22 protein-coding genes, 1 other RNA gene and 5 pseudogenes are annotated in these 24,428 nt (G+C 67.2%); 9 read left to right on the top strand and 19 right to left on the bottom strand.

The window, feature by feature from the left end:
• Position 1 precedes the first annotated feature (1 nt).
• A pseudogene (gene otsB / locus ACFQE0_RS12890) lies at positions 2-744 on the bottom strand (trehalose-phosphatase).
• Positions 745-942: 198 nt separating this feature from the next.
• Here otsB and ACFQE0_RS12885 point away from each other — a divergent pair.
• Together ACFQE0_RS12885 and ACFQE0_RS12880 are read left to right on the top strand one after the other, a co-directional pair.
• Positions 943-1,146 carry a hypothetical protein gene (locus ACFQE0_RS12885; RefSeq protein WP_378970154.1) on the top strand — a complete coding sequence of 68 codons (204 nt, stop codon included), beginning with the start codon at positions 943-945 and terminating at the stop codon, positions 1,144-1,146.
• A 41-nt stretch (positions 1,147-1,187) separates the two neighbouring features.
• Positions 1,188-1,559, top strand: coding sequence for a DUF6894 family protein (locus ACFQE0_RS12880; RefSeq protein WP_378970152.1), 372 nt, complete (start codon positions 1,188-1,190; stop codon positions 1,557-1,559).
• Positions 1,560-1,568: 9 nt separating this feature from the next.
• On the opposite strand, the pseudogene ACFQE0_RS12875 reads toward ACFQE0_RS12880, so the two are convergent.
• Positions 1,569-2,011: pseudogene (locus ACFQE0_RS12875) on the bottom strand (DUF488 domain-containing protein).
• A gap of 276 nt (positions 2,012-2,287) precedes the next feature.
• Here ACFQE0_RS12875 and ACFQE0_RS12870 point away from each other — a divergent pair.
• A complete protein-coding gene (locus ACFQE0_RS12870) occupies positions 2,288-3,088 on the top strand; it encodes a glycoside hydrolase family 25 protein (RefSeq protein WP_378975460.1) in 801 nt (266 codons plus the stop codon).
• Between the two features lie 131 nt (positions 3,089-3,219).
• A complete protein-coding gene (locus ACFQE0_RS12865; RefSeq protein WP_378970150.1) occupies positions 3,220-4,068 on the top strand; it encodes a Crp/Fnr family transcriptional regulator in 849 nt (282 codons plus the stop codon).
• A 3-nt stretch (positions 4,069-4,071) separates the two neighbouring features.
• Here the strand turns inward: ACFQE0_RS12865 and ACFQE0_RS12860 are convergent, their stop codons facing one another.
• Entirely contained in the window at positions 4,072-4,452 is a 381-nt protein-coding gene (locus ACFQE0_RS12860; RefSeq protein WP_378970148.1) for a VOC family protein, read from the bottom strand.
• Between the two features lie 202 nt (positions 4,453-4,654).
• On the opposite strand from ACFQE0_RS12860, the gene ACFQE0_RS12855 reads away from it, so the two are divergent.
• Together ACFQE0_RS12855 and fabI are read left to right on the top strand one after the other, a co-directional pair.
• On the top strand, positions 4,655-5,581 hold the full coding sequence (locus ACFQE0_RS12855) for a DnaJ C-terminal domain-containing protein (protein ID WP_378970146.1): 927 nt from the start codon (positions 4,655-4,657) through the stop codon (positions 5,579-5,581).
• Positions 5,582-5,687: 106 nt separating this feature from the next.
• Positions 5,688-6,513: pseudogene (fabI, locus tag ACFQE0_RS12850) on the top strand (enoyl-ACP reductase FabI).
• Between the two features lie 73 nt (positions 6,514-6,586).
• Here fabI and ACFQE0_RS12845 read toward each other — a convergent pair.
• The 7 genes from ACFQE0_RS12845 to ACFQE0_RS12815 form a co-directional block, all read right to left on the bottom strand.
• Entirely contained in the window at positions 6,587-7,234 is a 648-nt protein-coding gene (locus tag ACFQE0_RS12845) for a DUF2147 domain-containing protein (protein ID WP_378970144.1), read from the bottom strand.
• Positions 7,235-7,479: 245 nt separating this feature from the next.
• Complete coding sequence (locus ACFQE0_RS12840; protein ID WP_378970142.1) at positions 7,480-7,689, bottom strand: hypothetical protein; 210 nt, start codon at positions 7,687-7,689, stop codon at positions 7,480-7,482.
• Positions 7,690-7,850: 161 nt separating this feature from the next.
• Positions 7,851-8,132: a hypothetical protein gene (locus tag ACFQE0_RS12835; protein WP_378970140.1), complete on the bottom strand. Its 282-nt coding sequence runs from the start codon at positions 8,130-8,132 to the stop codon at positions 7,851-7,853.
• Positions 8,133-8,242: 110 nt separating this feature from the next.
• The gene (locus ACFQE0_RS12830) at positions 8,243-9,061 is read right to left on the bottom strand and encodes a TIGR00282 family metallophosphoesterase (protein ID WP_378970138.1); all 819 of its coding nucleotides are present in this window, start codon (positions 9,059-9,061) and stop codon (positions 8,243-8,245) included.
• The gene (locus ACFQE0_RS12825) at positions 9,058-9,660 is read right to left on the bottom strand and encodes a 5-formyltetrahydrofolate cyclo-ligase (protein WP_378970136.1); all 603 of its coding nucleotides are present in this window, start codon (positions 9,658-9,660) and stop codon (positions 9,058-9,060) included. The genes ACFQE0_RS12830 and ACFQE0_RS12825 overlap by 4 nt, the downstream gene beginning before the upstream one ends.
• Positions 9,650-9,806: non-coding RNA, 6S RNA (gene ssrS / locus ACFQE0_RS12820), on the bottom strand. The genes ACFQE0_RS12825 and ssrS overlap by 11 nt, the downstream gene beginning before the upstream one ends.
• Before the next feature lie 69 nt (positions 9,807-9,875).
• Positions 9,876-11,009, bottom strand: coding sequence for an aminotransferase class V-fold PLP-dependent enzyme (locus ACFQE0_RS12815; RefSeq protein ID WP_378970134.1), 1,134 nt, complete (start codon positions 11,007-11,009; stop codon positions 9,876-9,878).
• A gap of 134 nt (positions 11,010-11,143) precedes the next feature.
• Between ACFQE0_RS12815 and ACFQE0_RS12810 the strand changes: the two genes are divergently transcribed.
• Positions 11,144-12,370 (top strand): molybdopterin molybdotransferase MoeA, encoded by a 1,227-nt coding sequence (locus ACFQE0_RS12810; protein ID WP_378970132.1) that lies wholly within the window; start codon positions 11,144-11,146, stop codon positions 12,368-12,370.
• A 68-nt stretch (positions 12,371-12,438) separates the two neighbouring features.
• Positions 12,439-13,311, top strand: a complete 873-nt coding sequence (locus tag ACFQE0_RS12805; protein ID WP_378970130.1) for a 4-(cytidine 5'-diphospho)-2-C-methyl-D-erythritol kinase — start codon at positions 12,439-12,441, stop codon at positions 13,309-13,311.
• Here ACFQE0_RS12805 and ACFQE0_RS12800 read toward each other — a convergent pair.
• A complete protein-coding gene (locus tag ACFQE0_RS12800) occupies positions 13,308-13,880 on the bottom strand; it encodes a transglutaminase-like cysteine peptidase (protein ID WP_378975458.1) in 573 nt (190 codons plus the stop codon). The genes ACFQE0_RS12805 and ACFQE0_RS12800 overlap by 4 nt on opposite strands.
• Positions 13,881-14,339: 459 nt before the next feature.
• On the opposite strand from ACFQE0_RS12800, the pseudogene ACFQE0_RS12795 reads away from it, so the two are divergent.
• Positions 14,340-15,495 (top strand): annotated as a pseudogene (locus tag ACFQE0_RS12795) (dimethylmenaquinone methyltransferase).
• A 37-nt stretch (positions 15,496-15,532) separates the two neighbouring features.
• Here ACFQE0_RS12795 and lptB read toward each other — a convergent pair.
• From lptB to ACFQE0_RS12755, 8 genes and pseudogenes are all read right to left on the bottom strand, one after another.
• The gene (gene lptB, locus ACFQE0_RS12790) at positions 15,533-16,408 is read right to left on the bottom strand and encodes an LPS export ABC transporter ATP-binding protein (RefSeq protein WP_378970128.1); all 876 of its coding nucleotides are present in this window, start codon (positions 16,406-16,408) and stop codon (positions 15,533-15,535) included.
• Entirely contained in the window at positions 16,405-17,061 is a 657-nt protein-coding gene (locus ACFQE0_RS12785) for an LptA/OstA family protein (protein ID WP_378970126.1), read from the bottom strand. The genes lptB and ACFQE0_RS12785 overlap by 4 nt, the downstream gene beginning before the upstream one ends.
• Positions 17,058-17,789, bottom strand: coding sequence for an LPS export ABC transporter periplasmic protein LptC (gene lptC, locus ACFQE0_RS12780; RefSeq protein ID WP_378970124.1), 732 nt, complete (start codon positions 17,787-17,789; stop codon positions 17,058-17,060). Before lptC ends, ACFQE0_RS12785 begins: the two co-directional genes overlap by 4 nt.
• Before the next feature lie 169 nt (positions 17,790-17,958).
• On the bottom strand, positions 17,959-19,803 hold the full coding sequence (gene htpG / locus ACFQE0_RS12775; RefSeq protein ID WP_378970122.1) for a molecular chaperone HtpG: 1,845 nt from the start codon (positions 19,801-19,803) through the stop codon (positions 17,959-17,961).
• A 93-nt stretch (positions 19,804-19,896) separates the two neighbouring features.
• Positions 19,897-20,732, bottom strand: a pseudogene (nadC, locus tag ACFQE0_RS12770) (carboxylating nicotinate-nucleotide diphosphorylase).
• A 25-nt stretch (positions 20,733-20,757) separates the two neighbouring features.
• Positions 20,758-22,254: an L-aspartate oxidase gene (locus ACFQE0_RS12765; protein WP_378970120.1), complete on the bottom strand. Its 1,497-nt coding sequence runs from the start codon at positions 22,252-22,254 to the stop codon at positions 20,758-20,760.
• Positions 22,251-23,264 carry a quinolinate synthase NadA gene (nadA, locus tag ACFQE0_RS12760; protein ID WP_378970118.1) on the bottom strand — a complete coding sequence of 338 codons (1,014 nt, stop codon included), beginning with the start codon at positions 23,262-23,264 and terminating at the stop codon, positions 22,251-22,253. Before nadA ends, ACFQE0_RS12765 begins: the two co-directional genes overlap by 4 nt.
• A gap of 165 nt (positions 23,265-23,429) precedes the next feature.
• Positions 23,430-24,251, bottom strand: coding sequence for an aldo/keto reductase (locus tag ACFQE0_RS12755; RefSeq protein WP_378970116.1), 822 nt, complete (start codon positions 24,249-24,251; stop codon positions 23,430-23,432).
• Positions 24,252-24,428: the final 177 nt, after the last annotated feature.

Genomic DNA, 24,428 nt, shown 5'->3' with positions numbered 1-24,428 from the left:
CCTAAGCGGGCGGCAAAGCGTCCGGGTCAATCGGTTCTCCGGCGGCCCAGGACGCGATGAGTGCCCGCACGGCGGCGGGGTCCGGCAAGCGGCGGGCGGCGGCGGTGTCCCCGTCGCCCACGCGGATCGCGACGCCGCCATCCTCCGCGACGCTGACGAAAGCGATCTCGTCGGTCTTGTCGTCGCCCAGGAAAACAGCCCGGCGCCCGGCATAGGGCGACTCGGCCATGAAGGCGCGAATGGCGACGGCCTTCGTCGCCTTGGCGGGGACGATCTCACCCACCGCCTTACCGAGTTGCAGACGGTACTCCACGCCGAGCGTCTCGGCCGCCTGTTTCACCAGCGCCTCCGCGCGCTCCGCATCCGCCGGGCTGGCGAGCCGCCAATGCACGGCGACGGAGGCGCCCTTGTCCTCAATGAGCACCTGAGCGAGCGACGCGGATTCCGCGTGCAGCCGCTCGACCTGAGCCCGTAGAGCTGGGTGATCCTCCGGCCGCCCCCTTTGAGGTCGCCGTCGCGCCGCCGCTCGACCCCGTGCAGTCCGGCCGCATCGAGCAGGCTCGGCGCCAGAAAGCCGTCGATCTGCGCGATCGGCCGCCCGCTCACGATGGCGAGCGCACCGCCAAGGCGCCGCCGCAGCGTTTCGAGATTCTCGATCAGCCCCGCCTCCACCTTCACCGCATCGGGCGTGGGCGCGATGTCGACGAGGGTGCCGTCGAAATCGAGAAAGAGAGCGCAATCCATCGCGGCGATCCTGGCGGCATGAGGGCGCCTCGGCGAGCGAGGCAGCCGGTGGCGGAGGTAGCGCACGGGCCGGTGTGCGCAACGGGAAGCGTGGTTAAGCGGGCGATCCACTCAATCCACAGCCTTTCACCGGCCGAAGATACGTCATGGTAACTCGACCGGCCGAACCTGCCGCCATTCCTTCGCCGGACAGCGGACATGATGACAAGCCAGCAACTTGCCGAGGAACTGAAGCGCATCGCAACGGCGCAGGTGAGTGACATCACGCGGGCCGTGAAGGAAGGCCAGAAGTCCATCGCCCTCAACGAGGTCCGCGACATGGCCCGTCGCATCAGCCTGCTCGCGGATGCCTTCGATCCGAAGTCGGCTGCCGAACCCCCGTCCAGCGTCGAAGCGGCCTGATCCCCAGGCCACGCCTTACTCGCAAGAAAGCCTCGCCACTCATGCGTGCCTTCTTCAACATCATCGTGAACGGACAAGTCGTGCCGGATCGCGTCGGCCAGGAGGTCGGCGATGCGGCGGCTTTGCGCCTCGTCGCGTCGACCGTCGTGCGCGGAATTGTCCAGCGCCACGGGGGCGAGGCGAAGCTTCTGGATGCGTCCCTCGTCGTCACGAACGAGGCGGGCGAGAACCTGATGGAGATCTCCTTCTTCGAGGCGCTCTACCTGCCCGTCGCGCCCGTGGCCGACCCGGCGCGTCGTCGGCCCGAAGAGCGTACGGAACGACCCTCTGCCTTCCTCGGTGCGGCCCTGAAGCCGATGCGGCGCATCGCTGGGGCGGTGAGCGCCCGCGTCCAGGCTATCGCGCAGCCCTGACAGGCGGCGTCAGCCGAACAGATCGGTGACGGCGAAGCCGCGCGGCGCCAGCCGCTCGGCGAGCAGGCGGCGATGGCAGCGGGCCGGATCGCGCTCGAAGCACAGGAGACAGGTCGGCGCCTCCGCGGCGAGAGCCTCCAGTTCATCGAGGGCCGCGATGCCACCCGCCGTCTCCAGAACCTCCTCGCAATAGATCCGCTTCAGCAGCGTGGCGTCATCCGCCCGCGCGGCCTCGCGCCCGGATTTCGGCGTGCCGAGCGCACGCAGATGGGCATAGCCGAGCCCGGCCTCCTCAAGCCCCGCCTTCAGAGCGTTTTTCGAGAAGCCGCGCTTGCGCGAGTGGCCACCGCCCGGACATCGGCCAGCACGGATACGCCCGCCGCGCGAAGCGCGCCTGTGAGTCTCTCTGGATCGAGGCCTTCGTAGCCGATGGTAAACAGTGTCTTGCTCACGCGCGCTCGACCCGACTTCCCTTGCTCCGCCGGGACTTAGCCGCTGCCGCCGCTCTCTCCAACCCTGCGATGAAGCGGCCATGTCACTGGCAGGACACGCTTCCCGGAATTCCGCCGTAATGATCGCAAAGGTCCGTTAACTGAGCAGGGGTCATCGAATACGCCTGTCTTTGGCGCTTTTCTGAGAAACGGGCGGTGGCGCTGATGTTGGGGGATCGAGTGTCTTCATCGCTCTGCGAGGGCGCCCTGGCTGCGTCTCTCTCGGCGGTGATCCGGATGTCGCGCCGCGTTGTCGCCGTGGCTGCCCTAGCCGGGCTGGCGGCGTGTTCCAACAGCACCGACTTCTATCCGACCAAGGGTGATGTGAAGCCCCATCCGGGCGTGGCCAAGGCCAAGCTTCATCCAATTCAGGGCATCGATATCTCGAAGTGGCAGGGCCCGGTTGATTGGGCCTCCGTGCGCGCGGCCGGCACTCAGTTCGCCTTCATCAAGGCCACCGAGGGCGGCGACCACGTGGACGAGCGGTTCCGCGCGAACTGGGACGGCGCCGCGGCGGCAGGCGTTCCGCGTGGGGCCTACCACTTCGTGTTCTGGTGCCGCTCCGCCCGCGACCAGATGAATTGGTTTAAGAAGAACGTTCCCAACGATCCGACCGCCCTGCCCCCGGTGCTGGATGTCGAATGGAACGGCCACTCGCAAACCTGCCCGCGCAAGCTCCCAAAGGAGCAAGCCCTCGCCATGGTGCGGGAAATGCTCGACGAGATGGAGCGCTATACGGGCAAGCGTCCGATCATCTACACCGACATCACCTTCCACAAGGATGTGCTGGAAGGCGAATTGCCCGATTACCCGCACTGGCTGCGATCGACCGCGGCCGAGCCTGAGCAACGCTTCGTGAACCGGCGCTGGATGCTTTGGCAATTTACGTCAACCGGTCGTGTTCCTGGTGTACGGGGCGACGTTGACCGTAACGCCTTCTATGGCACCCCCTCGGATTGGGCGTCCTTCTTGACGACGGATTGTGATCCGAGAGATCACAAGCGCCTGTCATCGCAGGGGATTTGCACCGATAAATAAGTCGATACTCAAACACGCATAAGAAATTCTCCGAGAGTCAGGAATTTCTCCAATTTCGGTCTATTGGTGAACAGACGGGCGCATTTAAAGTGGGTAGGGAGTAGGACGAAAAACGACGCTTTTACCGACCTATGCCTCCCGAATCCGCTGCACGCCTCGAAACGAATCTTCTGCTAAAGGCGCTTCGCGGCCCCGACCGAGAACTTCTGCTGCCTCATCTTGAACCGTTGAACTACGGGAAGGGGGCGACGATCTTCGAGGCGGGGTCGCCGGTCACGCACATCGCCTTCCCTTGCGAGCATGCGGTGGTGACGCTGGTGATTACCACCAGCGATGGCCGTAGCGCTGAGACGGCCACGATCGGCCACGAGGGCGCTGTCGGCGGTGTGGTGAGTCAGGGTTACGTGCCCGCCTCGACCCACGCCGTGGTGCAGATCGCCGGGCCGGTGCTGCGGATGGACTCCCTTGCCCTTCAGGAGGCCAAGCGGCAGTCGCGCCATGTGCGCGATCTCTTCGCCCGCTATTCGGATTGTATGCTTGCCCAGGTGCTTCAATCCTCGGCCTGCAACGCCCTGCACCCGATCGAACAACGCTGCCTGCGCTGGCTCCAGACCCTTCACGACCGGATCGGCTCACCCGTCCTGCCGATCACCCACGAATTGCTCGCCGCGATGCTGGGCGTACAGCGGACCTACCTGACGCGCATTCTGCGGATCTTGCAGGATCAGGGACTGATCAAGGTAGGCCGAGGCAGGATTACGATCCTGAACCGCCCAGGAATGGAGGCGGCTTCCTGCGATTGCCATGCGCGGGTGCGCGATCATTACCGCACCGTGCTCGGCGCCGTGTACGACGATCACGGGCTGATCGCGATCGACCAGCCCCAACCGCGCTTCATCGCGACAGATCCCGAGGCCGAGGCCCGGCGGCGCATCGACCGCTGGACCGGCAAAGGCTCTGGCACTCGCGTGGATCCTTAAGGCTCAGGCGTCGCGCTGGAGCAACTCGATCACCGCGCCGTCAGGCCCGTCGAGGAAAACGATACGCAGGGTCGGGCCACGCGCGATGATCTCGGTCCTGAAGGAAACTCCCTTACCCTTCAGCTCCGCGACGGCAGCTTCGATATCTTCCACGGCCAGGCCGATATGCTCGAGGCCGAGACAGGGCGTCGTCAACGGCGGATGCGCCTCCTCTGGGGCCTGCTCGATGAAGACGGCCAAGCCCCCCAAATCGAGAATCACCCGCTGGACGATCTCCCCGCCGACACGGCCCGTTTCGCGGGCACCGAACATCTCGACGTAGAACGCAGCGGCAGCGACGGGATCGCGGCTGCGCAAATGGACGTGATCGCAACGATAGGTCATGGGATCCGCTCGGCTTCGGGCTCAATCAGTTTAGGTCGATGGCTACGCCCTGGCGATGCATCGAATGACGGATGGCCCCGATGAGTCTGCGCTTGACGGCGGCCCCGTTCGCGCAGACTTTTGCCGATGAGACCGTTGCAGAGATGCAACAGAGCTCCCACATGGAAGCCACTCCCGCTTCGCCGAAAGCTACTTACGACCGATGCGCAACCCATACGACGTTCTGGGCGTGCCCAAGGCTGCGAGCGAGGCCGACATCAAGAAGGCCTATCGCAAGCTCGCCAAGGAATTCCACCCCGACCGCAACAAGACCGACGCCAAAGCCAAGGATCGCTTCTCGGAAGTGAACTCGGCCTACGAGATCCTGGGCGATGCCGACAAGCGCAAGCAGTTCGACCGCGGCGAGATCGACGCCGACGGTCGCCCGCGCGCGACCGGCTTCGAGGGGTTCGGCGGCTTCGGCGGTGGCGGCGGCGGTGCCCGTGGCTTCGACTTCGAATCCATGGCTCGCGGCGGACGCGGCGGGCCCGGTGGCGGCATGGGCGAGGATATCTTCTCGCACATCTTCGGGGAGGCCTTTCGCGCCGGCGGTGCAGGGCCCGGCGCCCGTCAGGCCGCCAAGGGCGAGGATGTCGCCGCTGAACTGATCGTGACGCTGGAGCAGGTCGGCGGCGAGGAGAAGCTGCGCCTCAACCTTCCGACCGGTCGCGAGGTCGATGTGATGATCCCGAAGGGCGTCGTGGACGGGCAGACGATCCGCCTGCGCGGCCTCGGTCATCCGGGCGGCATGCGCACGGAGCCGGGCGACGCGCTGCTCACGATCCGCATCCAGCCGCATCCACGCTTCAAGGTCGAGGGTGCCGACCTGCGGGCCAGTGTCGAGGTCCCCCTCGACGATGCAATCCTCGGCGGGACGATCCGCGTGCCGACCCTGACCGGGGCGGTCGAGATGAAGATGCCGCCTATGACGAGTTCGGGCCGCACTTTCCGCCTGCGCGGCAAGGGTCTGCCCAAGAAGGACGGGACGCGCGGCGACCTCTTCGCCGTCACGGCCATCGTCCTTCCCGCAGGCGATGACGAGGCATTGGCCGAATTCGCCCGCGCCCGCCGGGCCGCCCGCGTCGGCTGAGGTCGCTTTCCGGCCTGCACACCCGCGGGCCGGACTTCCGTCCTCGACGCGCCTCCGGTAAGGGAACCCCCGGCGCTACCGGCGCCGCGTTACACCGGGAAGCGTCATGGCGGAACACGGGCACGGGATTCTGGCGGGCAAACGGGGGATTGTCCTCGGGGTTGCTAACAACCGGTCGATCGCCTGGGGTATCGCCAAGAGCGCCCGCGCCCACGGCGCCGAGCTGGCCTTCACCTATCAGGGCGATGCCCTGCGCAAGCGCGTGGAGCCGCTAGCCAAGGAGCTCGACGCTCAAGTCATCGGCCATTGCGACGTCACGGATGCGGCCTCCATCGATGCCGTGTTCGCTGAGGCGGCGCGGATCTTCCCGGAGGGAATCGATTTCGTCGTCCACTGCATCGCCTTCTCCGACAAGGACGAGCTCGACGGGGCGCTACCTCGAAACCTCCGAGGAGAACTTCACCAAGTCTCTTCTGATCTCCTGCTATTCGTTCACGGCGGTGGCGCAGCGGGCGGAGAAGATCATGCGGCCGGGTGGCTCGCTGTTGACGCTGACCTATTACGGCGCCGAGAAGTGGATGCCCCATTACAACGTGATGGGCGTGGCCAAGGCGGCCCTCGAAGCGTCCGTCCGCTACCTCGCCGCCGATCTGGGCCCGAAGGACATCCGGGTCAACGCGATCTCGGCCGGGCCGATCAAGACGCTCGCCGCCTCGGGCATCGGCGACTTCCGCTACATATTGAAGTGGAACGAGTACAACGCCCCGCTGCGCCGTACGGTGACGATCGGCGAAGTCGGCGAGACTGCGGCCTACCTCATCTCCGGCATGGCCGCTGGCATGACCGGCGAGATCCTGCATGTCGATGCAGGCTACCACGTCGTCGGCATGAAGAATCCCGAGGCGCCGGATCTCTCCCTCGACCGGGACTGACCGGCCGAACGCCTCCGAAACGAAAAAGGGCTGCCCCGAGGGGCAGCCCTTTTTCGTGAGCCTCTAAGCCAAACTACTCGTCGGCAGCGGGAGCCTGAGCCGCCGGAGCGTGCGGCGCGGCGCTGCCGGTCGCGGGCTTGGCGGGCGCCTTTGCCGACGGCTTCTGCGCGGTCGTCGCGGCGGGCTTCGGCATGTATTCCGGATCGGTGCGCGGGCCATTGGGGCCGTTGGTCGGGCCACCGAGCTGGCCGGCGACGAGATCCGTCACCTTGTTCCATGTCTGCGACTTGCAGAGGAAGGCGATCAGGCAGCCCTTCACGGTCAACTCGCCGGGCGTCTCCGTCCAGATCGTCACCTTGTAGAACTTGCCGTCCTCGGAATTGTAGATCTGCCCCTCGTAGCGGGCCTCGTCATTGGGCTTCAAACCCATGATGAGCTGGTGGCCGAGCGAGGGCCGGGCCTGCTTCTTGGGATCGGGGTTCTTGAAGTCGGTCCGGGGCTCACCCTTGTCGTTCAACGGAACCTTCAGCCACACGACGTAGCCGCACAGCTTATCGTTGGCGGCACCGCACTTCTCCAGGCGGACGCGGGCGCGCCCATCCTCGGTGAGGTAGGTGCCGCTGGGGTCGGTCGGTGTAGCGGCGCGGGCCGGACCAGCGAGGGCCGCGAGCGCGAACAGCGCCAGCGGCGCAGCGCGGCGACCGAGCAAGCGAAACATCATCCCTGAACTCTCCTCCATCGCGCGCCGCAGGCCGTGACCAGGCCCTGCCTTCGTCGACGGGCCTCATGCCACTCCCGACGGGCGGCACCGATGCTGCCGTGAGCCGTCTCACGCCCGATGGTGGCCGGATGATGACAGCGCGCCCTTCGAACACCGCCTTTTGCGTCGGATGCATTGGTGCCGGAAAAACGAAGGGGCCGGTGCATGGCACCAGCCCCTCCGAAACTCTCATGAGTTACGCCGGATCACTCCGCGGCGGTCATCTCGGCGGTGAAGTGGCCGCACCAATCCTGGGTGGCGACGACCGGCCATAGACCCTTGGAATCGGGACCCGGCTGGCTGATCGGCGGGTTGAAGCGGCAAAGGCCTTCATCGGCCTTCAGAGCAGCGCCGTTGCCCTTGTGCTCGTCGTAGAAGCGGCAGCTCTCGCAGGACGCGTTCGCGGTACCGGCCATGCTCGTTCTCCTCAAAGCTTGCGGCGGCAGCACGTCGACCCCGCCCGTAGTTCTTAATTAGAACAGCTCTAATGACGGGTCAATGACAGGCCAGCACGCAAAATGGCCCGAAGCGGCGAGCCCCGGGCCATCGGACATCGGTATTCTTGAGCGAGGATCGTTCAGGCAGCCGGGCGGGCGGCTTCGAGCGGGCGATCCTGGAACAAGGCGGTGCAGCCCGAGCCGCGATGCATGCTGAGGATCGAGGCGCGGTCGATATCGGAATGTCGCTCCAGCACCTTGCGAACGCAGGTCACGACCTTGTCGTACTGAACCGGATCAAAATTCGGCTCCAGCGGGCTCACCGCGATATAGGTCTCGACCACGAGGACCCGCTCCGCACGCTCCCGGCCGACTTCGACAGCGATCCACGACGACTTAATGAGGCTCGTGCTGGTGAGCATGAGAACGTCCTCCCGGTTGACCGCCGCTCTGCCACAGGCATGTGTGGTACGGCACTTACCGGTATAGTACGCCTCTCCGCCCGGCTAACAAGGGCGTCAGGCCTGAGCGCCTACTCCCAAAAATGCGGCCTGCTCTCTTCGAGGTTGGGGCCGATGCGGATTGCGGCGACCTTGATCGCGAGCCCATCCGCCCCCGTCTCGATGGCGATCCCGCTCAATGTCCCCGGCCCGCCAGCGACTTCCCACCGCGAGCCAGGTGTCTTCTGGATCAACCGGCGGATCGGCTCGTCCTTCTGCATGCCGATCACCGAATCGTAATCGCCGCACATCCCCGCATCGGACATGTAGGCGGTGCCGCCCGGCAGGATGCGATGGTCGGCGGTGGGCGTGTGCGTATGGGTGCCGACGACGAGGCTCACCCGACCATCGAGGTAGTGGCCGATCGCCTGCTTCTCGCTCGTCGCTTCGGCGTGGACATCGACCACGATGGCGTCCGCCGCCGCGCCGAGCGGACAGGCGGAAATCTCCCTTTCCACCGCCGCGAAGGGATCGTCCATCGGATCGAGGAAAACCCGACCCATCACGTTGACGACCAGCACCCGCGCGCCGGCCTGCGTCTCCACGATGGTGGCGCCCCGGCCCGGCGTCCCCGGCGGGTAATTGGCCGGGCGGATCAGCCGCTCCTGCCGCCCAATGAAAACCAGCGCCTCGCGCTGATCGAAGCTGTGATTGCCCAGCGTGACCGCGTCGGCACCCGCGCCGATCAACTCGTCGCAGATCGCCTCCGAGATGCCGAAGCCGCCCGCCGCGTTCTCGCCGTTGATCACCACGCAATCGAGCCGCCATTGCTCACGCAGATTGGGCAAACGGTCGAGCACCACCGAACGTCCGGGACGTCCCACCACGTCGCCGAGGAACAGGAGCCTCATACGCTCGGACCTTCGAACTGGAGTAGGCTGTCTTCGGTGACGATGGCCGAGAGCGACTTATCGTGCGGCTCCACAGGCACTTCGGGCACTTCCTGCGCCGCGTAACAGATACCGATCGTCAGCAGGGGTCGACCCTGCGAGAGCCGGGCAATGGCGCCGTCGTAATAGCCGCGCCCGTAGCCGAGGCGTCGTCCCGCGCGGTCAAAGGCGGCGAGCGGCACGAGAAGCGCGTCGGGCGCGACTTCCGGCAGGGAGGGGTCAGGCTCGCTTAAGCCGAAGCCGCCACGCACCAGCGTATCGCCAGGCTTCCACTCACGGAAGACGAGCCCGCCGGCCGTGACATGCGGCAGCGCGAGCCGGGTGCCACGTGCCGCCAGCGCCGTCATCACCGGACGGGGGTCGACCTCGCTGCGGATCGGCCAATAGCCAGCGACCAGTGGCGCCTCGAGAAGAGGTGGGATTGTCAGCAGCTTGCTGGCAATGGCGGAACAGGCCTCCCGCCGGGCATCGGCGTCGAGGGCATCGCGGGCGGCCAGGGCCGCGCGGCGGGTCTCGGCCTTGCGGGCCGCCAGCGAATGAGGATCAGGGTGCGGAGCCACGTGAGCCGTTGGAGGATCGATCCCGGGAAACCTACAGAGTAGGTGGGCGCCGTGTTGGCCAGGTCCAGGGACGAGGCCAGGGACAGCTCCCGAGGGAGTCGATAAGGCCCCGGGGATAGTGCTCCTGACGAACTCTGCAGCCCCGCCCCCACTATGTAGCCTCGCACCCATCTCCGCGCCAGGGTGATCCGCGAGAAAACGGCGGGGCTCATGCCCTAGTGGTGGATGGCGGGGAACAGCTCGGCGAGAGCGGCGAGGCAGGAATCGATATCGCCCTCCTCGACCCAGACGTGAGGGCTGAATCGCAGGCCCCCTCCCCGCTCGCTGGCGAAGATCTGCCGCTCGGCGAGTTTCGCGATGATGCCTTCCGGAAGCCCACCCGGATGCTTCACCCCGAGGACGTGCGGCACCCTCAGAGAGGGAGGCGCGACCTCCAGACCCAGAGCCGCGCATCCTTCCGCCAGACGGTCGGTGAGTGCCTTCAGGCGACGCGAGATGGCGGGCGCACCCCATTCCGCAATGAGCGACAGGCCCTCGGCCGCCATGGGTAGAGCGACGGGATCGTGTAGTTCGCCCCTGTCGTAACGCCGGGCTCCGACGGCCGAGGGACGGTTGCCGTTGTGCTCATCGAGCGGCAGCCCATCCTGCCGGTGGGGTGCCGCGTAGAGGAAGGCGACCCCATAAGGGCCGAGGGTCCACTTGTAGGTCGGGAAGGCGAGGTAATCCGGTCGCCAGCGCGTGACATCGACGGGCACGGCGCCGACCGCTTGAGTCGCGTCGATGACGAGAACGGCCCCTGCCGCGTGGACGGCGGGGGCGATGTGGTCGAGGTCAATGAGCGTGCCGTCCGTCCAGTGCAGCGGCGTCAGCGTCGCGATGGAGAGCGGCGGCGCGCCCGGTCGGGCGATGGCCGCGAGGAGCGCCGGCGTCCAACCACCATCCGCAGGCCGTTCGACCACCTCGACGATCAGCCCGCTCCGCGCGGCCAGCCGGTCAAAGGGCAGACAGAGGGAGGGAAACTCGTCCGCGATACGCAGGATGCGACCGCCCGGCGCGGGCGCGAGCTGATGAGCGACGATGCTCATCGCATGGCTCACCGCGCCGACGACGGCGATGTCGTCCGGGCAGGCGCCGATCAGCGCCGCAGCCAGTGACCGCGCCCGCTCGGTCTGCGGAGGGAAAGCCGTTCGTGGATGAGACCAGGGCTCGCTCTTGGCCCGGATGCCGGCTTCACCGGCCGCTCGCACCGTATGGGGCAACGGCGACCACGCGGCGGCGTCGAGGTAGCTCACGCCTGTGGGCAGTTCGAAGTGCCGACGCTGGCTCGGAAGGATCGTAAGCGATTCCATGGCATGAGCCTACGGGATCGTTCGCAGCGGGCGAAACCCGCGCCGGGCTTGATCCCCGCATGCGCATGCCGCATCCCGTGACGGTTCACAGCGACGATGAACCGACGCGTCCCAACTCGCCTTAGCCCTCTGCCATGAGCCTTCGGAGCTGCGACGCCCCTGCGAACGAGCCTGCACCGATGCGGGTCGCCGATGCCCTCGCGTTGATCCGTGGGCGGCTGCCGGTCTCGGCTGGTGTCGAACGCGTGGTCTTGGGCAACGCGCCGGGACGCATCCTGGCGGAGGACGTGGTTGCGCCGCTGTCGCTGCCGCCTTTCGATAATTCCGCCGTCGATGGCTACGCGTTCCGCCTCGACGATGGGATGAGTGGGCTGCTCCCGGTCGCCGCTCGCGTTCCGGCGGGGGCGCCTGTTCCCGCGGTTCCACCGGGCAGCGCCGTGCGCATCTTCACCGGCGCCCCCCTGCCCCCTGGTGCCGACACTGTCGCGATGCAGGAGGATGTCCGCGTCGAAGGCGGCGCGGTTCGGCTTCCCGGAGGTCTGGCCCGAGGCGCCAATTGCCGTCGCGAGGGCGAGGATGTGAAGGCAGGAAGCCTCGCCCTCCCGGCTGGACGTCGTCTGGGAGCTCGCGATATCGCCCTAGCCGCCGCCCTCGGACTGCGCGAACTCCCCGTACGGCATCGCCTGCGGGTTGGGCTGTTCTCGACGGGCGATGAGGTCACGGCGACCGGTGACGGACTCGCGCCCTCCGGCATCCACGATGCCAACGGGCCGATGCTCGCCGCCCTTTTGGCGCGCTGGGGCGCGGTTCCGCTCCCGCTCGGCATCCTGCGCGACGATCCTGTAAACGTCCGGGAACGGCTCGCGGAAGCAGCCTCCGGTTGCGATGTGATCGTCACCTCCGGCGGTGTGTCGGTGGGTGAGGAGGATCATGTTCGCGCTGCCGTGGGACAGGCGGGCGGCATCGCTTTGTGGCGCCTTGCCATCAAGCCGGGCCGCCCGCTGGCCTTCGGCGACGTCGCCGGCACGCCCTTCGTGGGCCTGCCGGGCAATCCAAGCGCCGCCTATGTGACCGCGCTCGCGATACTTTTGCCTGTCCTGTCGCAGCTCGGCGGCGGTGCGGAGGAAGCGCCCCTCCCATTGGTGCGCAGCGGCTTCACCATGACGAAGCGGCTCGGGCGGCGTGAGTACCTCCGCGTTTGCCTCCGGCCGGGCGACGACGGCCTGTCGGTGGCCAGCTTAGCGCCGAACGGCGCTCTGTTCGGCTTGGCCGCCAGCGATGGCTTCGCCGAACTCCATGAGGATTGCGAGGCGATCCGCCCCGGCGACCTCCTGCCCTTCCGGGCGCACCCGCTGGGCTGACGCGCCTTGCCGCGGACCGGCCCGGCCTGTAGGCCCGAGCCCGCCCGTCATCTAGCCGCGGACTCTCCGTGACCCTCCTGACAGATCGCGCGCCCGCCAAGGTGAACCTGACGCTGCACGTCCTCGGGCGGCGTCCGGCCGATGGCTATCACGTGCTCGAAAGTCTCGTCGCCTTCGCGGGCACTGCGGACCGCCTGACCCTGCGTGCCGGGGATACGCTTTCCCTGACGGTCAGCGGACCGACCGCAGGCCCGGCGGGGCCCGATGCGGACAACCTCGTGATCCGCGCAGCCCGGAAACTAGAAGCGAAGGTGCCCGGCCTGAAGCTCGGTGCCTTCCACCTCGTGAAGCGCCTTCCGGTGGCGGCGGGGATCGGCGGCGGCTCGTCCGACGCGGCGGCGGCCCTGCGCCTGCTCGCATGCCTCAATGGGCTGCGACTCGATGATCCCGCGATGGTGGAGGCCGCCCGCGAGACGGGGGCCGACGTGCCGGTCTGCCTCGACCCGCGCGGGCGGATGATGCGCGGCGCGGGTGAGGATGTCGGCCCGGCCCTGAACTTCCCTGCCCTGCCTGCGGTGTTGATCAATCCCGGTGTGCCGGTCCCGACCGCGCCGGTCTTCAAGGCCCTCGGCCTGACGGTCGGGCAAACCCTACCGGGGGCCTACCATCCTGAGATTCCAGCCGACCAGACGGGCGATACGTTGATTGCCGCGCTCGGCCCGGCCCGCAACGATCTCGAAGGCCCGGCTCTGACGGTCGCCCCGGTGATCGGTGAATGCCTCTCGGCCCTGCGCGGTCAGAAGAGCCGCCTCGCCCGCATGTCGGGCTCGGGCGCGACGGTGTTCGGCCTGTTCGAAGATCGTCACGCGGCGGTGGCGGCAGCCAAGCGTCTGCGCGCCGCCCATCCGGGCTGGTGGATCGCCCCGACCTTCCTGCGTTAACGATTGGCGGTGGTGACCGGCGAGGTCGCGCCGCCGAGCGACACCCAGGCCATCGCATCCTGGCTCTCGCGCTTGATGAAGACGTAGCCGGTGCGGTGCCAGGGCAGGATCGCGTTGGTCTTGTTGTCCAGCACGATGTCACCGCGATCGGTGATGAGCGTCAGGACCGCGTGGCCCTCACCCTTCTCATCGATGACGACCGTCATCCGCATGGCCCGGCGCGGCAATCCGGCTTCGGCCAGGAGATGGCGCTTCAGAAGCTGAAAATCCTCGCAATCGCCGATGCCGTCCTCGGCGAGGTCCCAGCGGTCGGCAACATGAAGATGATCCATGTCGGTCATCGGCTCGACCGACTTGTTGATGCGCTTGTTGACGGCGGTGATCGTGTTCCAGATCGCCGGGGTCAGGGTGATCCGGGTCGGCTCGCTACGGTCGATGGCGCATTCAGCCGCGTAATCCTGGCAGAAGGTGGTCCAGGCGGCGATCGGCTTGGCATCGCCGCGCACCTTGGCTCCCACATCAGACGACGGCAGGCTCGCCAGCGTCTGTGCGGCGGCCCCGCCCGTCATCGCGACGATGGCGACGGCGACAACGGCGAGCCCACGCCGCAGCGTGGAAACCGCATCCCGCATCTTGGAAGCCGCGAACAGCATCGCCGTGACCCAACCGTTTAGCTCTCGTTAACGAAAGCTCTCACGACGGAGGCCTGACCGCAATCGCCCCCTTAACAAAAGGTTAATGCTGTGAGGAGTGGGCAGCAATTTGGCCACTTCCGGCCACGTCGAACCAATTTTTCGCGAAGGTAAATCACTGGGCTTCGGAGCAAAGTCGTTATATACCAGGGTCTTACACGGTCGGAAACATGACGGGGATCTCGGCCCGCCGGGTGGAGGGACTTGATTAACGAAACGTTACCTGGGTCGGCCGACCTTCGGCGGAAAAGCCGAACCGTCAGGCTTTCTCTCGCCTGCGGCGTTCCGGCAGCGTACAGACGGCGCGACCCCTGAAGCAGCCGGAGCCGAGAGCGCGTGCGCCTGACCCAGATCACCCATCACGACCTCGACGGCTATGGCGCCTCGACCGTGGCCGCCGCCTGCGCCGAGGTGGAGCGCGTCATCCATGTCCCGCGCTACAGCGATGTCGGGCCGGTCTTCGAGGAGGAGGTGAAGCGCCTCGGCAAGGCACAGGAGTCGGAAACACTTCTGATGACCGATCTCGGCCTCGAGGAGCAGACCATCGCCGGGCTCAAGCGGTTCGCCACCATGAACCGCCGCCGGGACAGCGAGAAGCACCGCCTCGTCGTGCTCGACCACCACGCCTCATCAGTCGAGCAGGCTCGCTCGCCAGGGGCTGGAGCCCATGCCGGTCGCCGACCGGCCCGGCCTGTCTCGCTCGGAGTTTAACGATTCTGAGATCACGCTGCTGATCGAGGAGGATTCCTGCGCGACGGCGATGACGATGACTCATCGCGCCCTCTTCGCCACGCACGAGCCGGAGCGGGCCGAGGACCTGACGGCGTTGATCGCAGCCATCGACGCCCTCGACCTGTGGCGTAAGGAATCTCCCGCCTTCCCCGGCGGCATCGCCCTCGATGAAATCTTCTGGGAAAACGCCACGGGTCTGATCCCGCCCGGCCATCCCTGGCACGACTGGTTCGTTTCGGCGCTGCTGATGGCGGCGGGCGCCCGGCTGCGCGAAGGTGCAAGCCCGGCACATCTCGAACAGGATGCCGTCGCGATCCGGACGCGCATCGTCGATGACCTGCTCGCCAGCGAGCCCGACGACGATGCCGGTCTGACCACGCGCTCGCGGCTCGCTCGTGCGCTCGCCCGCTCGGATACGCTGTTCCGCCCGTTGAAGGACGGGACGCTTCTCTCCTTCGGTCTCGATTCCGGCATGTTCCAGCGGGTCTCGGACCGGATCATGGAAGCCGGGCGGACCAAGAGGGTCGTGAACGTGCAGCGCATGGGAACGCTCTCGTTCCGCTCGGTGGACGGCACTGCCCTCGACGGCGCTCGCCTGTTCCGGGGCGGCGGCCATCGCGATGCGGCGGGCGGCCGCCTGCAAAGTGGCTCGGCCTTCTCGCTGGCGGATGCCATTTCCCAGGTGGAGCCGGTGCTGAACCCGGAGAAGCCTGCCGGTTCGGATAGCCCCTTCGCGGCACTGAAGAACTGGAAGGGGTGAGGAACGGGCTTCCGGCCTTCGGCTCGCCCGCTCTGCACTAGAGCCGGAAATCCTCGCCGAGATACAGGCGTCGCGCTTCCGGGTCGGCCACGATCTGTTCGGGCGTACCCTCGGTGAGGATACGGCCCGAATGGGCGATGTAGGCGCGGTCGATTAGGCCGAGCGTTTCGCGCACATTGTGATCGGTGATGAGCACGCCGATTCCGCGCTGCTTCAGATGCTTCACCAGATCCTGGATATCGCCCACCGCAATGGGATCGATGCCCGCGAAAGGCTCATCGAGCAGCATGAAGGTCGGCGAGGAGGCGAGCGCGCGGGCGATCTCACAGCGCCGCCGCTCACCGCCCGACAATGCGATGGAAGGCGATTTGCGCAGGCGGGCGATATCGAACTCCTCCAGGAGGGATTCGAGCTTGCGCGCCCTCTCCTTCCGGTCGGGCTCGGCCACTTCCAGCACAGCGCGGATGTTGTCCTCGACGGACAGGCCCCGGAAAATCGACGCTTCCTGCGGCAGGTAGCCGATGCCGAGCCGCGCCCGCTGGTACATCGGCAGATGTGTGATCGGCAGGCCGTCGAGGGTGATCTGGCCCCGGTCGGCGGCGACGAGGCCGGTGATCATGTAGAAGATCGTGGTCTTGCCCGCACCGTTGGGCCCAAGCAGCCCGACCGCCTCACCGGTATGGACCGTCAGTCCCGCCTCATGGACGACCGTGCGCGCGCCATAGCTCTTGCGCAGGCCGCGCACGCAGAGGATCCCAGGACCGCCCTCTACTACTGCTTCAGAAGGCGATACCTCCTCCGAGGCGGCCGCGGTGGCGGTCGGCTTGGGCTTACGGCCGAACAGCCGCCCGAGCAGCGAGGGGCGGGCCGCCGCCGCCCCCGGCTCGGCCTGAAGAGCCACGGCGTCGCTCAATTGGCTTGCGCCCGCGGCTTCGCCGGCGGGACGCTACACCCCTTGGCTTTCGTGTCCTTCCCGTCGGACTTTTCGCCCGGCATGAACATGGCCGAGACGCGCCCGCCCGCCACCGGGTCCATGTTCGCCCGGCCGCTCGCCATGTCATAGACGAGGCGCTGGCCACGGGTGACGTTCTGGCATTGGCTGAGCACGACGTTGCCGGTCAGCACGATGCGCTTCGCATCTTGGTCGAACACGGCGTTGTCGCCGGTCGCAACCTGATCCTTCTGAGTCACCGTCACCGGCCCGGCGCACTCGACTTTCTTGATACCGTTCTCGGCCGGGTTCTTAGGGGCCTGGTCATCGCCGCCCTCGCCGGACTTGTCTTTTGAGGCGGCGTCTTTCCCACGCTTGTAATAGACGGTCATGGTCGTGCAGCGGATCGTGCTCTCGCCTTGAACCGCGACGACATTCCCGGCGAAGATCGCCTTGTTTTCCTTGTCGAAGACGTCGAGCCGGTCGGCGTCGATCTTGATCGGCTCCTTGCCGCTGCCGCCGATATTGCCGAAGGCCGAGGAGGAATCTCCCTTGGCCGCCTTCTCGGCATGAGCCGGGGCTACGAGAACGAGGCCGAGGGCCAGCCCGATCGCGCCAAAGCGAGCGACGCTCATGGCCGGGGCTCCGCAGCCGCGGCATCCGAGGTGAGAATCGGGCCCTTCAGCTTGTCCCCCTTCGCCGGGTCCGCGACTTCGGAATTGATCACGACGCGCACGTTGCCGATGAACGAGATGACCTTGCCGTTCTCCACGACGTCGAGCCCGTCCGCATCCACGGTGCCCTTGGGCGTCGTGACGGTCACGGGTTCCTTCGAAACGATGGAGCCGGTCTTAAAAGCGATGGCCGCCGTCTTGAGCCGCGCCTCCTCGCCCTTGTCGGTCCAGACGCGAATATTGTCCTTCAGATCAAGCGCCTCTCGGGCGCTGTCGAACAGGCCCGATGTCGCCGAGAGCCGGGCGATGCCACCCTTGTCATCGGTCGCGATATGACCGCGCATCTGCTGAAGTTCGATCTGGCTCGGCTTGCGGACATCCTGCATCGCTGCCTCGGCCGTCACCTCGTAGGCGCGATCGCCCTTGCGGAAGCCGGAAAGGCGCGGATTTTCCATCTTCACTTTGGTGCCCGCCAGCGTGACGGGACCGACGGAGACACCGGGCAGGCTCGCCGAGAATGGGTTGAACAGATAGGCGAGCAGAAGCACGGTGGCGCCGCCCGCCACCACGGGGATCACACGCCGCAGGCGGCGGACCCGACCGCTATGGCGGTAGGCATGGGCATGGACGCGCCTGCGCGTTGCCGCGACAGCCTGTCCATTGCCGGCTTCAGCCTCGACGAGATTCATGCCGCGTCCGATGGGCGAGACTTCTGGTTTCTCGCCATGCCAGTGAGTTTGCGCCTGCGGCCCCCACCGCGCCCGCGCATCCGGCCGGGATGACCCCGGCCGGTGGCGAAGTTATGACCCCCACGTTTCCGAATGATCAATCATTGCGGGGCGTGGCAGGTGCGCGCCGTCACTCTTTTGGTGTTTGGGATGCCTGTGCGAGGGCCGCAGCCACCTTTCTGGCAAAGGCGGCGGGATCGCGGGGGCTGTCGCCATCCTGAATCCGCGCGAGATCGAGAAGCATCCCGGCCGATTCCGGCACCTGTGATTCGGGCACCACCGACAGGGTGCGTATGAGCGCGTGGCGCGGGTTGATCTCGAGCGTCGGCTTGCCTGCCCCACCGGCGCGACCGGCCCGGCGCAGAAGCCGCTGCATCTGAAGGTCGGGACCGGCACCGCCCGCCGAGAGCACCACCGCGCTGTCGACGAGCCGGTCGGTGACGCGAACATCGGCCACCTCGTCGGCCAGCGCCGTCTTCACTGCCGCCACGAAGGCATCGAGCCCTTCGACAGGGTCGGCCTCTCCGCCCTCGGGGGCAAACTTCGACAGGTCGAGGCCGCCCTTCGTGACCGATTGAAGCTTCTTCTCCTCGAAGGCGCCGAGCTGGTCCGGCCAGAACGCATCGACATGATCGGACAGGAGCAGCACTTCGAGCCCGCGCGCGCGGAAACCCTCGAGTTGCGCGGAGGATTTCAGCGCCTCGGCATCGTCGGCGACGAGGTAGTAGATCGCCTCCTGACCGTCCTTCATCCGGGACACGTAGTCGGCCAGCGACGTCCAGCCCTCGACGGCGGAGGAGCGGAAGCGCAGCAGAGGGGCGATCTCCGAGCGGCGCTCGAAATCCTCGTAAATTCCTTCCTTCAGGACAGGGCCGAAATTCTCCCAGAACGCCTCGTAATCCTCGCCCCTCTTGGCGCGATTGCTCAGCTCCGTGATGACCCGGCCAGTCACCGCCTTGCGGATGCGGGCGAGTGCCGGGGTCGATTGCAGCATCTCGCGGGACACGTTGAGGGGCAGATCCTCGGTGTCGACCACGCCTTGCACGAAGCGCAGCCAGGACGGCAGCAACTCGGCTTCATCGGTGATGAACATGCGCCGGACATGCAGGCGCACCTTGCTCTGGCGCTCGTTCTCGATCGGCTGGAACGGCTTCGAGCCCGGCACGAAGAGCAGGGCCGAGAATTCGAGCTGCCCTTCAGCCCGCCAATGCAGCGTGGCCCAAGGCTTGTCGAAGTTCATGCCGAGCGCATGGTAAAACTCGGTGTACTGCTCTTCCGTGATCTCGGATTTGGACTTGCGCCACAGGGCGGTGCCCTGGTTGGCCGCCTCGTCCTTGCCGTCGCGCACGATGGCGACCGGCACGGTGATGAAGTCGGCCCACTTCCGCACGAGATGATCGAGCCGGTAGGGCTCCAGATACTCGTCAGCGTCCTCCTTGATGTGGAGGACGATGTCGGTGCCGGGCTCGGCACGCGTGCCGGGCTCCAGCGTATAGCTGCCCTGGCCCTCGGAGGCCCAGGTCCAGGCCTCGTCCGATCCGACCTTGCGGGAGGTGACGGTCACGCGGTCGGCCACCATGAAAGCCGAGTAGAACCCAACGCCGAATTGGCCGATCAGGCTCGGCCGGTCCTCGGCCTTGGCCGATTCGAGCGTCTGCGAGAAGGCGCGGGTGCCTGAGCGGGCGATGGTGCCGAGGCTCGACGCGAGGTCATCCTTGGCCATGCCGATGCCCGCATCGGAGATGGTGAGGGTGCGCGCCTCCTTGTCGGGGGCGATGCGGACCTTCGCATCCGGCGGGAGGGCGCTCGACTCGCTGGTCAGCGCCTCGAACCGGCGCCGGTCCATGGCGTCGGCGGCGTTGGCGACCAGCTCGCGCAGGAAGATTTCGCGGTCGGAGTAGAGCGCGTGCACCACGAGGTCGAGGAGGCGGCCTACCTCTGCCCCGAATTCGTGCCGCTCGATCGTCTCGCTCACGGAATGAACCTCCGGTTCAATTGAGGAAATAGCGCCGCGCATATGCGCGCGAGCGCGGCCGTTTTCAATGCGTTCGCAGTGAAGACAGAAGGCTCAAATCGCGTCCAGGCCGAGGTCGATGATGGCCGCTGAGTGAGTGATCCAGCCGCACGAGATCAGATCGACGCCGGAAGCTGCCACCGCGCCCACGGTCTCGACGGTGATACGCCCCGATGCCTCGGATAGGGCACGGCCATCGATGATCGACACGGCCTCCGCAAGCGTCGCCGGGCTCATATTGTCGAGGAGCACGGCATTGACGCCGACCGACAGGGCCTCCCGCAGCTGATCGAGCGTATCGACTTCGCATTCGATCTTTACGAGGTGGCCGGCGCGGGCTTTCGCCCGCCCGATCGCCTGCCTCACACCACCGGCCACGGCGATGTGGTTGTCCTTAATGAGCACCGCGTCATCGAGGCCGAACCGGTGGTTCGAGCCACCCCCGGCCCGCACCGCGTGTTTTCCAGGGAACGCAGGCCCGGCGTCGTCTTGCGGGTGCAGGCGATAGACGCCTTGCCGTGCGGCCGCGCCGCCTCGACCAGGCCGTTCGTGGCGGTCGCGACGCCGGACAGGCGGCAGAGCAGGTTCAGAGCCACCCGCTCGGCCGTGAGGATCGCCCGCGCGGGGCCATCAAGATGCAGCACCACATCGCCGGGGACGACGCGGGCACCGTCGCCCCGCTCGACGCTCACGCGCACTTCAGGATCAACCAAGGCGAAGGCGATGGCCGCCGCATCGGTTCCGGAAATCACCCCCGGCTGACGGGCGGCGATGGCACCGCGCATCCGCTCGCCGGGCGGGACGATGGCATCGGTGGTGATGTCGCCCGCCCGGCCGAGATCCTCGACAAGGGCCGCGCGCACGATCGGCTCCACGAGGAGCCGCGGCAGGGGAGAATGTCGGTCACGGGATGTCTCACTCTGCGAGCGCGGGCGCGGCGATGCCGGTGGGCGTCGTCTCGGTGTGGCGGGCTGGCGCCTGATGGGGATGATCGCTGCGCCAGTGAGCGCCGCGGCTCTCCTCACGCGACAGGGCGCTTCGCGCGATGTGCGAGGCCACGAGGGCGGCGTCGCAGGTCTGCGCGAGCGGGGTGAGAGTCTCGACCGCCTCGTTCAAGCCCTTTGCCTCCCGCACCACGCCGACATGGGTTTCCATGAGCGCGCGGATCGCGGGCAGATCGGAGGAGACGCGCAAGGTCGGCACGTCGGGTAGGATCCGGCGCGGCGACGGCGCATCGAGCCCATCCGCGATGAATCCGGCATAGGCCAGCCCTTCGAGGAGCGAGTTGCTGGCGAGGCGGTTCGCCCCGTGCAGCCCGGTCGAGGAAACCTCGCCGCAGGCATAGAGACCCGGCACGCTGGACGCGCCATGCGCATCCACCTTCACGCCGCCCATGTGGTAATGGGCCGCCGGGCGCACCGGAATGGGCTGCATGGCCGGATCGATCCCCGCCGAGGCGCAGAGCGCGGCCACGGTGGGAAAGCGCGTCGGCATCGCGGCGCCGAGCGCCCCGCGCGTGTCGAGATACACCGTGCGGCCCCGCTGCAGCGCCTGGAAGATGCCGCGAGCGACGACATCACGGGGGGCGAGGTCACCTCCGGCAATGCCCGCCATGACGGCGGCGCCGGTCTCGTCGATGAGCCGGGCGCCCTCCCCGCGCAGGGCCTCGGTGGCGAGCGGCATGGGATCGCGCCCGGCCGCAATGGCCGTCGGGTGGAACTGCACGAACTCCATGTCACGCAACACAGCGCCCGCCCGCGCCGCCAGTGCCAGGCCGCGCCCGGCGGCGCCGGGCGGGTTGGTGGTGGACGCATAGAGCCCGCCGAGCCCGCCCGTGGCGAGCACCACGGCCCGTGCCGGGATACGGAACCGCGCCCCATCGCTCTCGGCGACAATGCCCGCGACGGCCCCATGCTCGTCCCGCAGCAGGTCCGTGACGGCGGCCGTCACGACCTCGATCCACGGGGCGGCCTTCACGGCCGCGACAAGGGTCTCAAGCACCCGCGCGCCGGTGGCATCGCCGCCCGCCCGCACGATGCGTCGGCGGCTATGGGCAGCCTCCAGACCGAGAGCGAGCTCACCCTCGATCGTCCGGTCGAACGGCGCGCCGAGGCTCACCAGCCATTCGATCAGGCGCGGCCCCTCGGCGGCGATGCGCAGGGCGACGTCCGGCTCGGTGAGCCCGGCGCCCGCCGCTCCGGTATCCGCCGCGTGCAGGACGGCCGAATCGTCCTCGCCCATGGCGGCGGCAATGCCGCCCTGAGCCCAACCGGTCGCCGTGCCGGAGCCGAGTGGCGCTGCGGTCACCAGCGTGACCGGGCGCAGCGCGAGGCGCAGGGCCGTGCTGAGGCCTGCGACCCCGCCGCCGACCACGATCACGCGGTCGGCCGGGTTGCGGGAGAGAGCGTTCATCGCGTCTTGACCGCCAGCATGCGCTCCACGGCGGCCCGCGCCCGGTCGGCCAGGGCCGGATCCACCGTGACCTCGTGGGTCATCGTTTCGAGCGAGCGCCGGATATTGCGCAGGCTCATCCGCTTCATGTGGGGGCACATGTTGCAGGGCTTGATGAACTCGATATCCGGGTTCGCCGCCGCAATATTGTCGGCCATCGAGCATTCGGTGACGAGCACCACCTGCGCGGGCCGCTTCTCCACGACGAAATCCATCATCATCGCGGTCGAGCCGGAGAAATCCGATTCGGCCACGACATCCGGCGGGCATTCCGGGTGGGCGATAACCGTGACCCCGGGATAGCTCTCGCGCACGTCGCGGATATCGGCGGGCGTGAAGCGCTCGTGCACCTCGCAGTGCCCGGCCCAGGTCAGGATCTCGACCTCCGGCACTTCGGCCTGGACGTTCTGCGCCAGGAACTCGTCCGGGATCATCAGCACGCGCGGCGCATTCAGCGAGCGCACGACCTGCACGGCGTTGCCGCTGGTGCAGCAGAGATCGGACTCGGCCTTCACGGCAGCGGAGGTGTTCACGTAAGTCACCACCGGCACGCCGGGATACTTCCGGCGCAGGGCGCGAACGTCCTCGGCCGTGATCGAATCCGCCAATGAGCAGCCCGCGCCCATGTCCGGGATCAGCACCGTCTTCGACGGATTCAGAAGCTTGGCCGTCTCCGCCATGAAGTGGACGCCCGCGAGGACGATCACGTCCGCATCGACATTCACCGCCTCACGCGCCAAAGCGAGGCTGTCGCCGACGATATCCGCCACCGTGTGGAAGATCTCCGGCGCTTGATAGTTGTGCGCGAGGATGACGGCGTTCCTCTCGCGCTTCAGGCGCAGGATCGCTTCGATGTCCGGCGCAAGCGCGGGCCATTCGATCGCCGGAACGTGGCGGCTGACCTTCGCGTAAAGGTCTGGCAGCGGAAGGGCTCCCGGCATGCGGGAGACGGGCGCGATGGTCGCCGTCATGGCGTCCTCCAATTATGCTCACTTTGAGCATTGTGCCGTCTAACTTATGAGCCTCCAGAGCCTCTGTCTAGATATGCTAGGTTTGAGCATAAATTGTTTGCGGCGCATTTGTCAGGGTGCGCCGCAGCATAGCGGCCCGCCTTGGGCGGATGAGGCTGTCGCCAATCAGCAGAACGTCGCCGGATCGGGGCCGATGCGCCCGTTCGGATCGTCCAGGGCCTCAATCCTCTTCATCTCGTCGTCGCTCAACGTGAAGTCGAAGATCGAGATATTCTCTAGGATCCGCTGGGGGTTCGAGGTCTTCGGAATGGCGACATCGCCAATCTGCGTGTGCCATCGAAGCACCACTTGAGCCGGGCTTTTCCCGTGCGCCTTCGCGACGGCGGCAATCACTGGATCGTTGAGCTTGCCCTGGCCTAGAGGACTCCAAGCCTCGGTCACGATACCGCGAGCCGCGTTCGAGGCCCGCGCCTGCCGCCGCTGGAAGGATGGGTGAAGCTCGATCTGATTCACCGAAGGCGTCACGCCGGTCTCGCCGATCAGGGTCGCCAGGTGCTCGTCGGTGAAATTCGAGACGCCGATCGACTTGATCTTCCCTTCGTCGCGAAGCGCGATCATCGCCTTCCACGTCTGCACGAACAGGCGGCGCTGCGGGCAGGGCCAATGGATCAGATAGAGGTCGACGTAATCGAGCCCGAGCTTCTTGCGGCTTTCCTCGAACGCCTTGGCGGCCTCGGGCCCCTGCCGGTCGTTCCAAAGCTTCGTCGTGAGGAAGATCTCTTCGCGCGGTACGCCTGCTTCCCTGATGCCCCGGCCGACCCCCGCCTCGTTGCCATAGGCGGCAGCGGTGTCGATCAGCCGGTACCCGGCCTTGATCGCCTGGGTCACGAGGGCGGGGGCCTGATCCTCCGCGATCTGCCAGCAGCCATAGCCGACCTGCGGGATCGAGCGACCGTCGTTCAGGGCGAGCGTCGGGGTGGATGCCATTCCGGGGCCTCTCCTGCATCGGGGTAAGTCCCTCACCTGTGGCGGAGGCAGCATCGGCGCCAGCCCGAGCTTCAACCCCCGCGCGAATCGGGCGCAGTTTTGAGCGGATCCAGCGTGAGCGGTGGGACGTTTCCCCGGTGCTCCAGAACTTCGGCGCACCAGGATTTTTGCCGCGCG

The organism is Methylobacterium komagatae, assembly GCF_042661665.1.
Classification (GTDB): Bacteria; Pseudomonadota; Alphaproteobacteria; order Rhizobiales; family Beijerinckiaceae; genus Methylobacterium; species Methylobacterium komagatae.
This window is presented reverse-complemented; position numbering and strand designations above follow the sequence as displayed.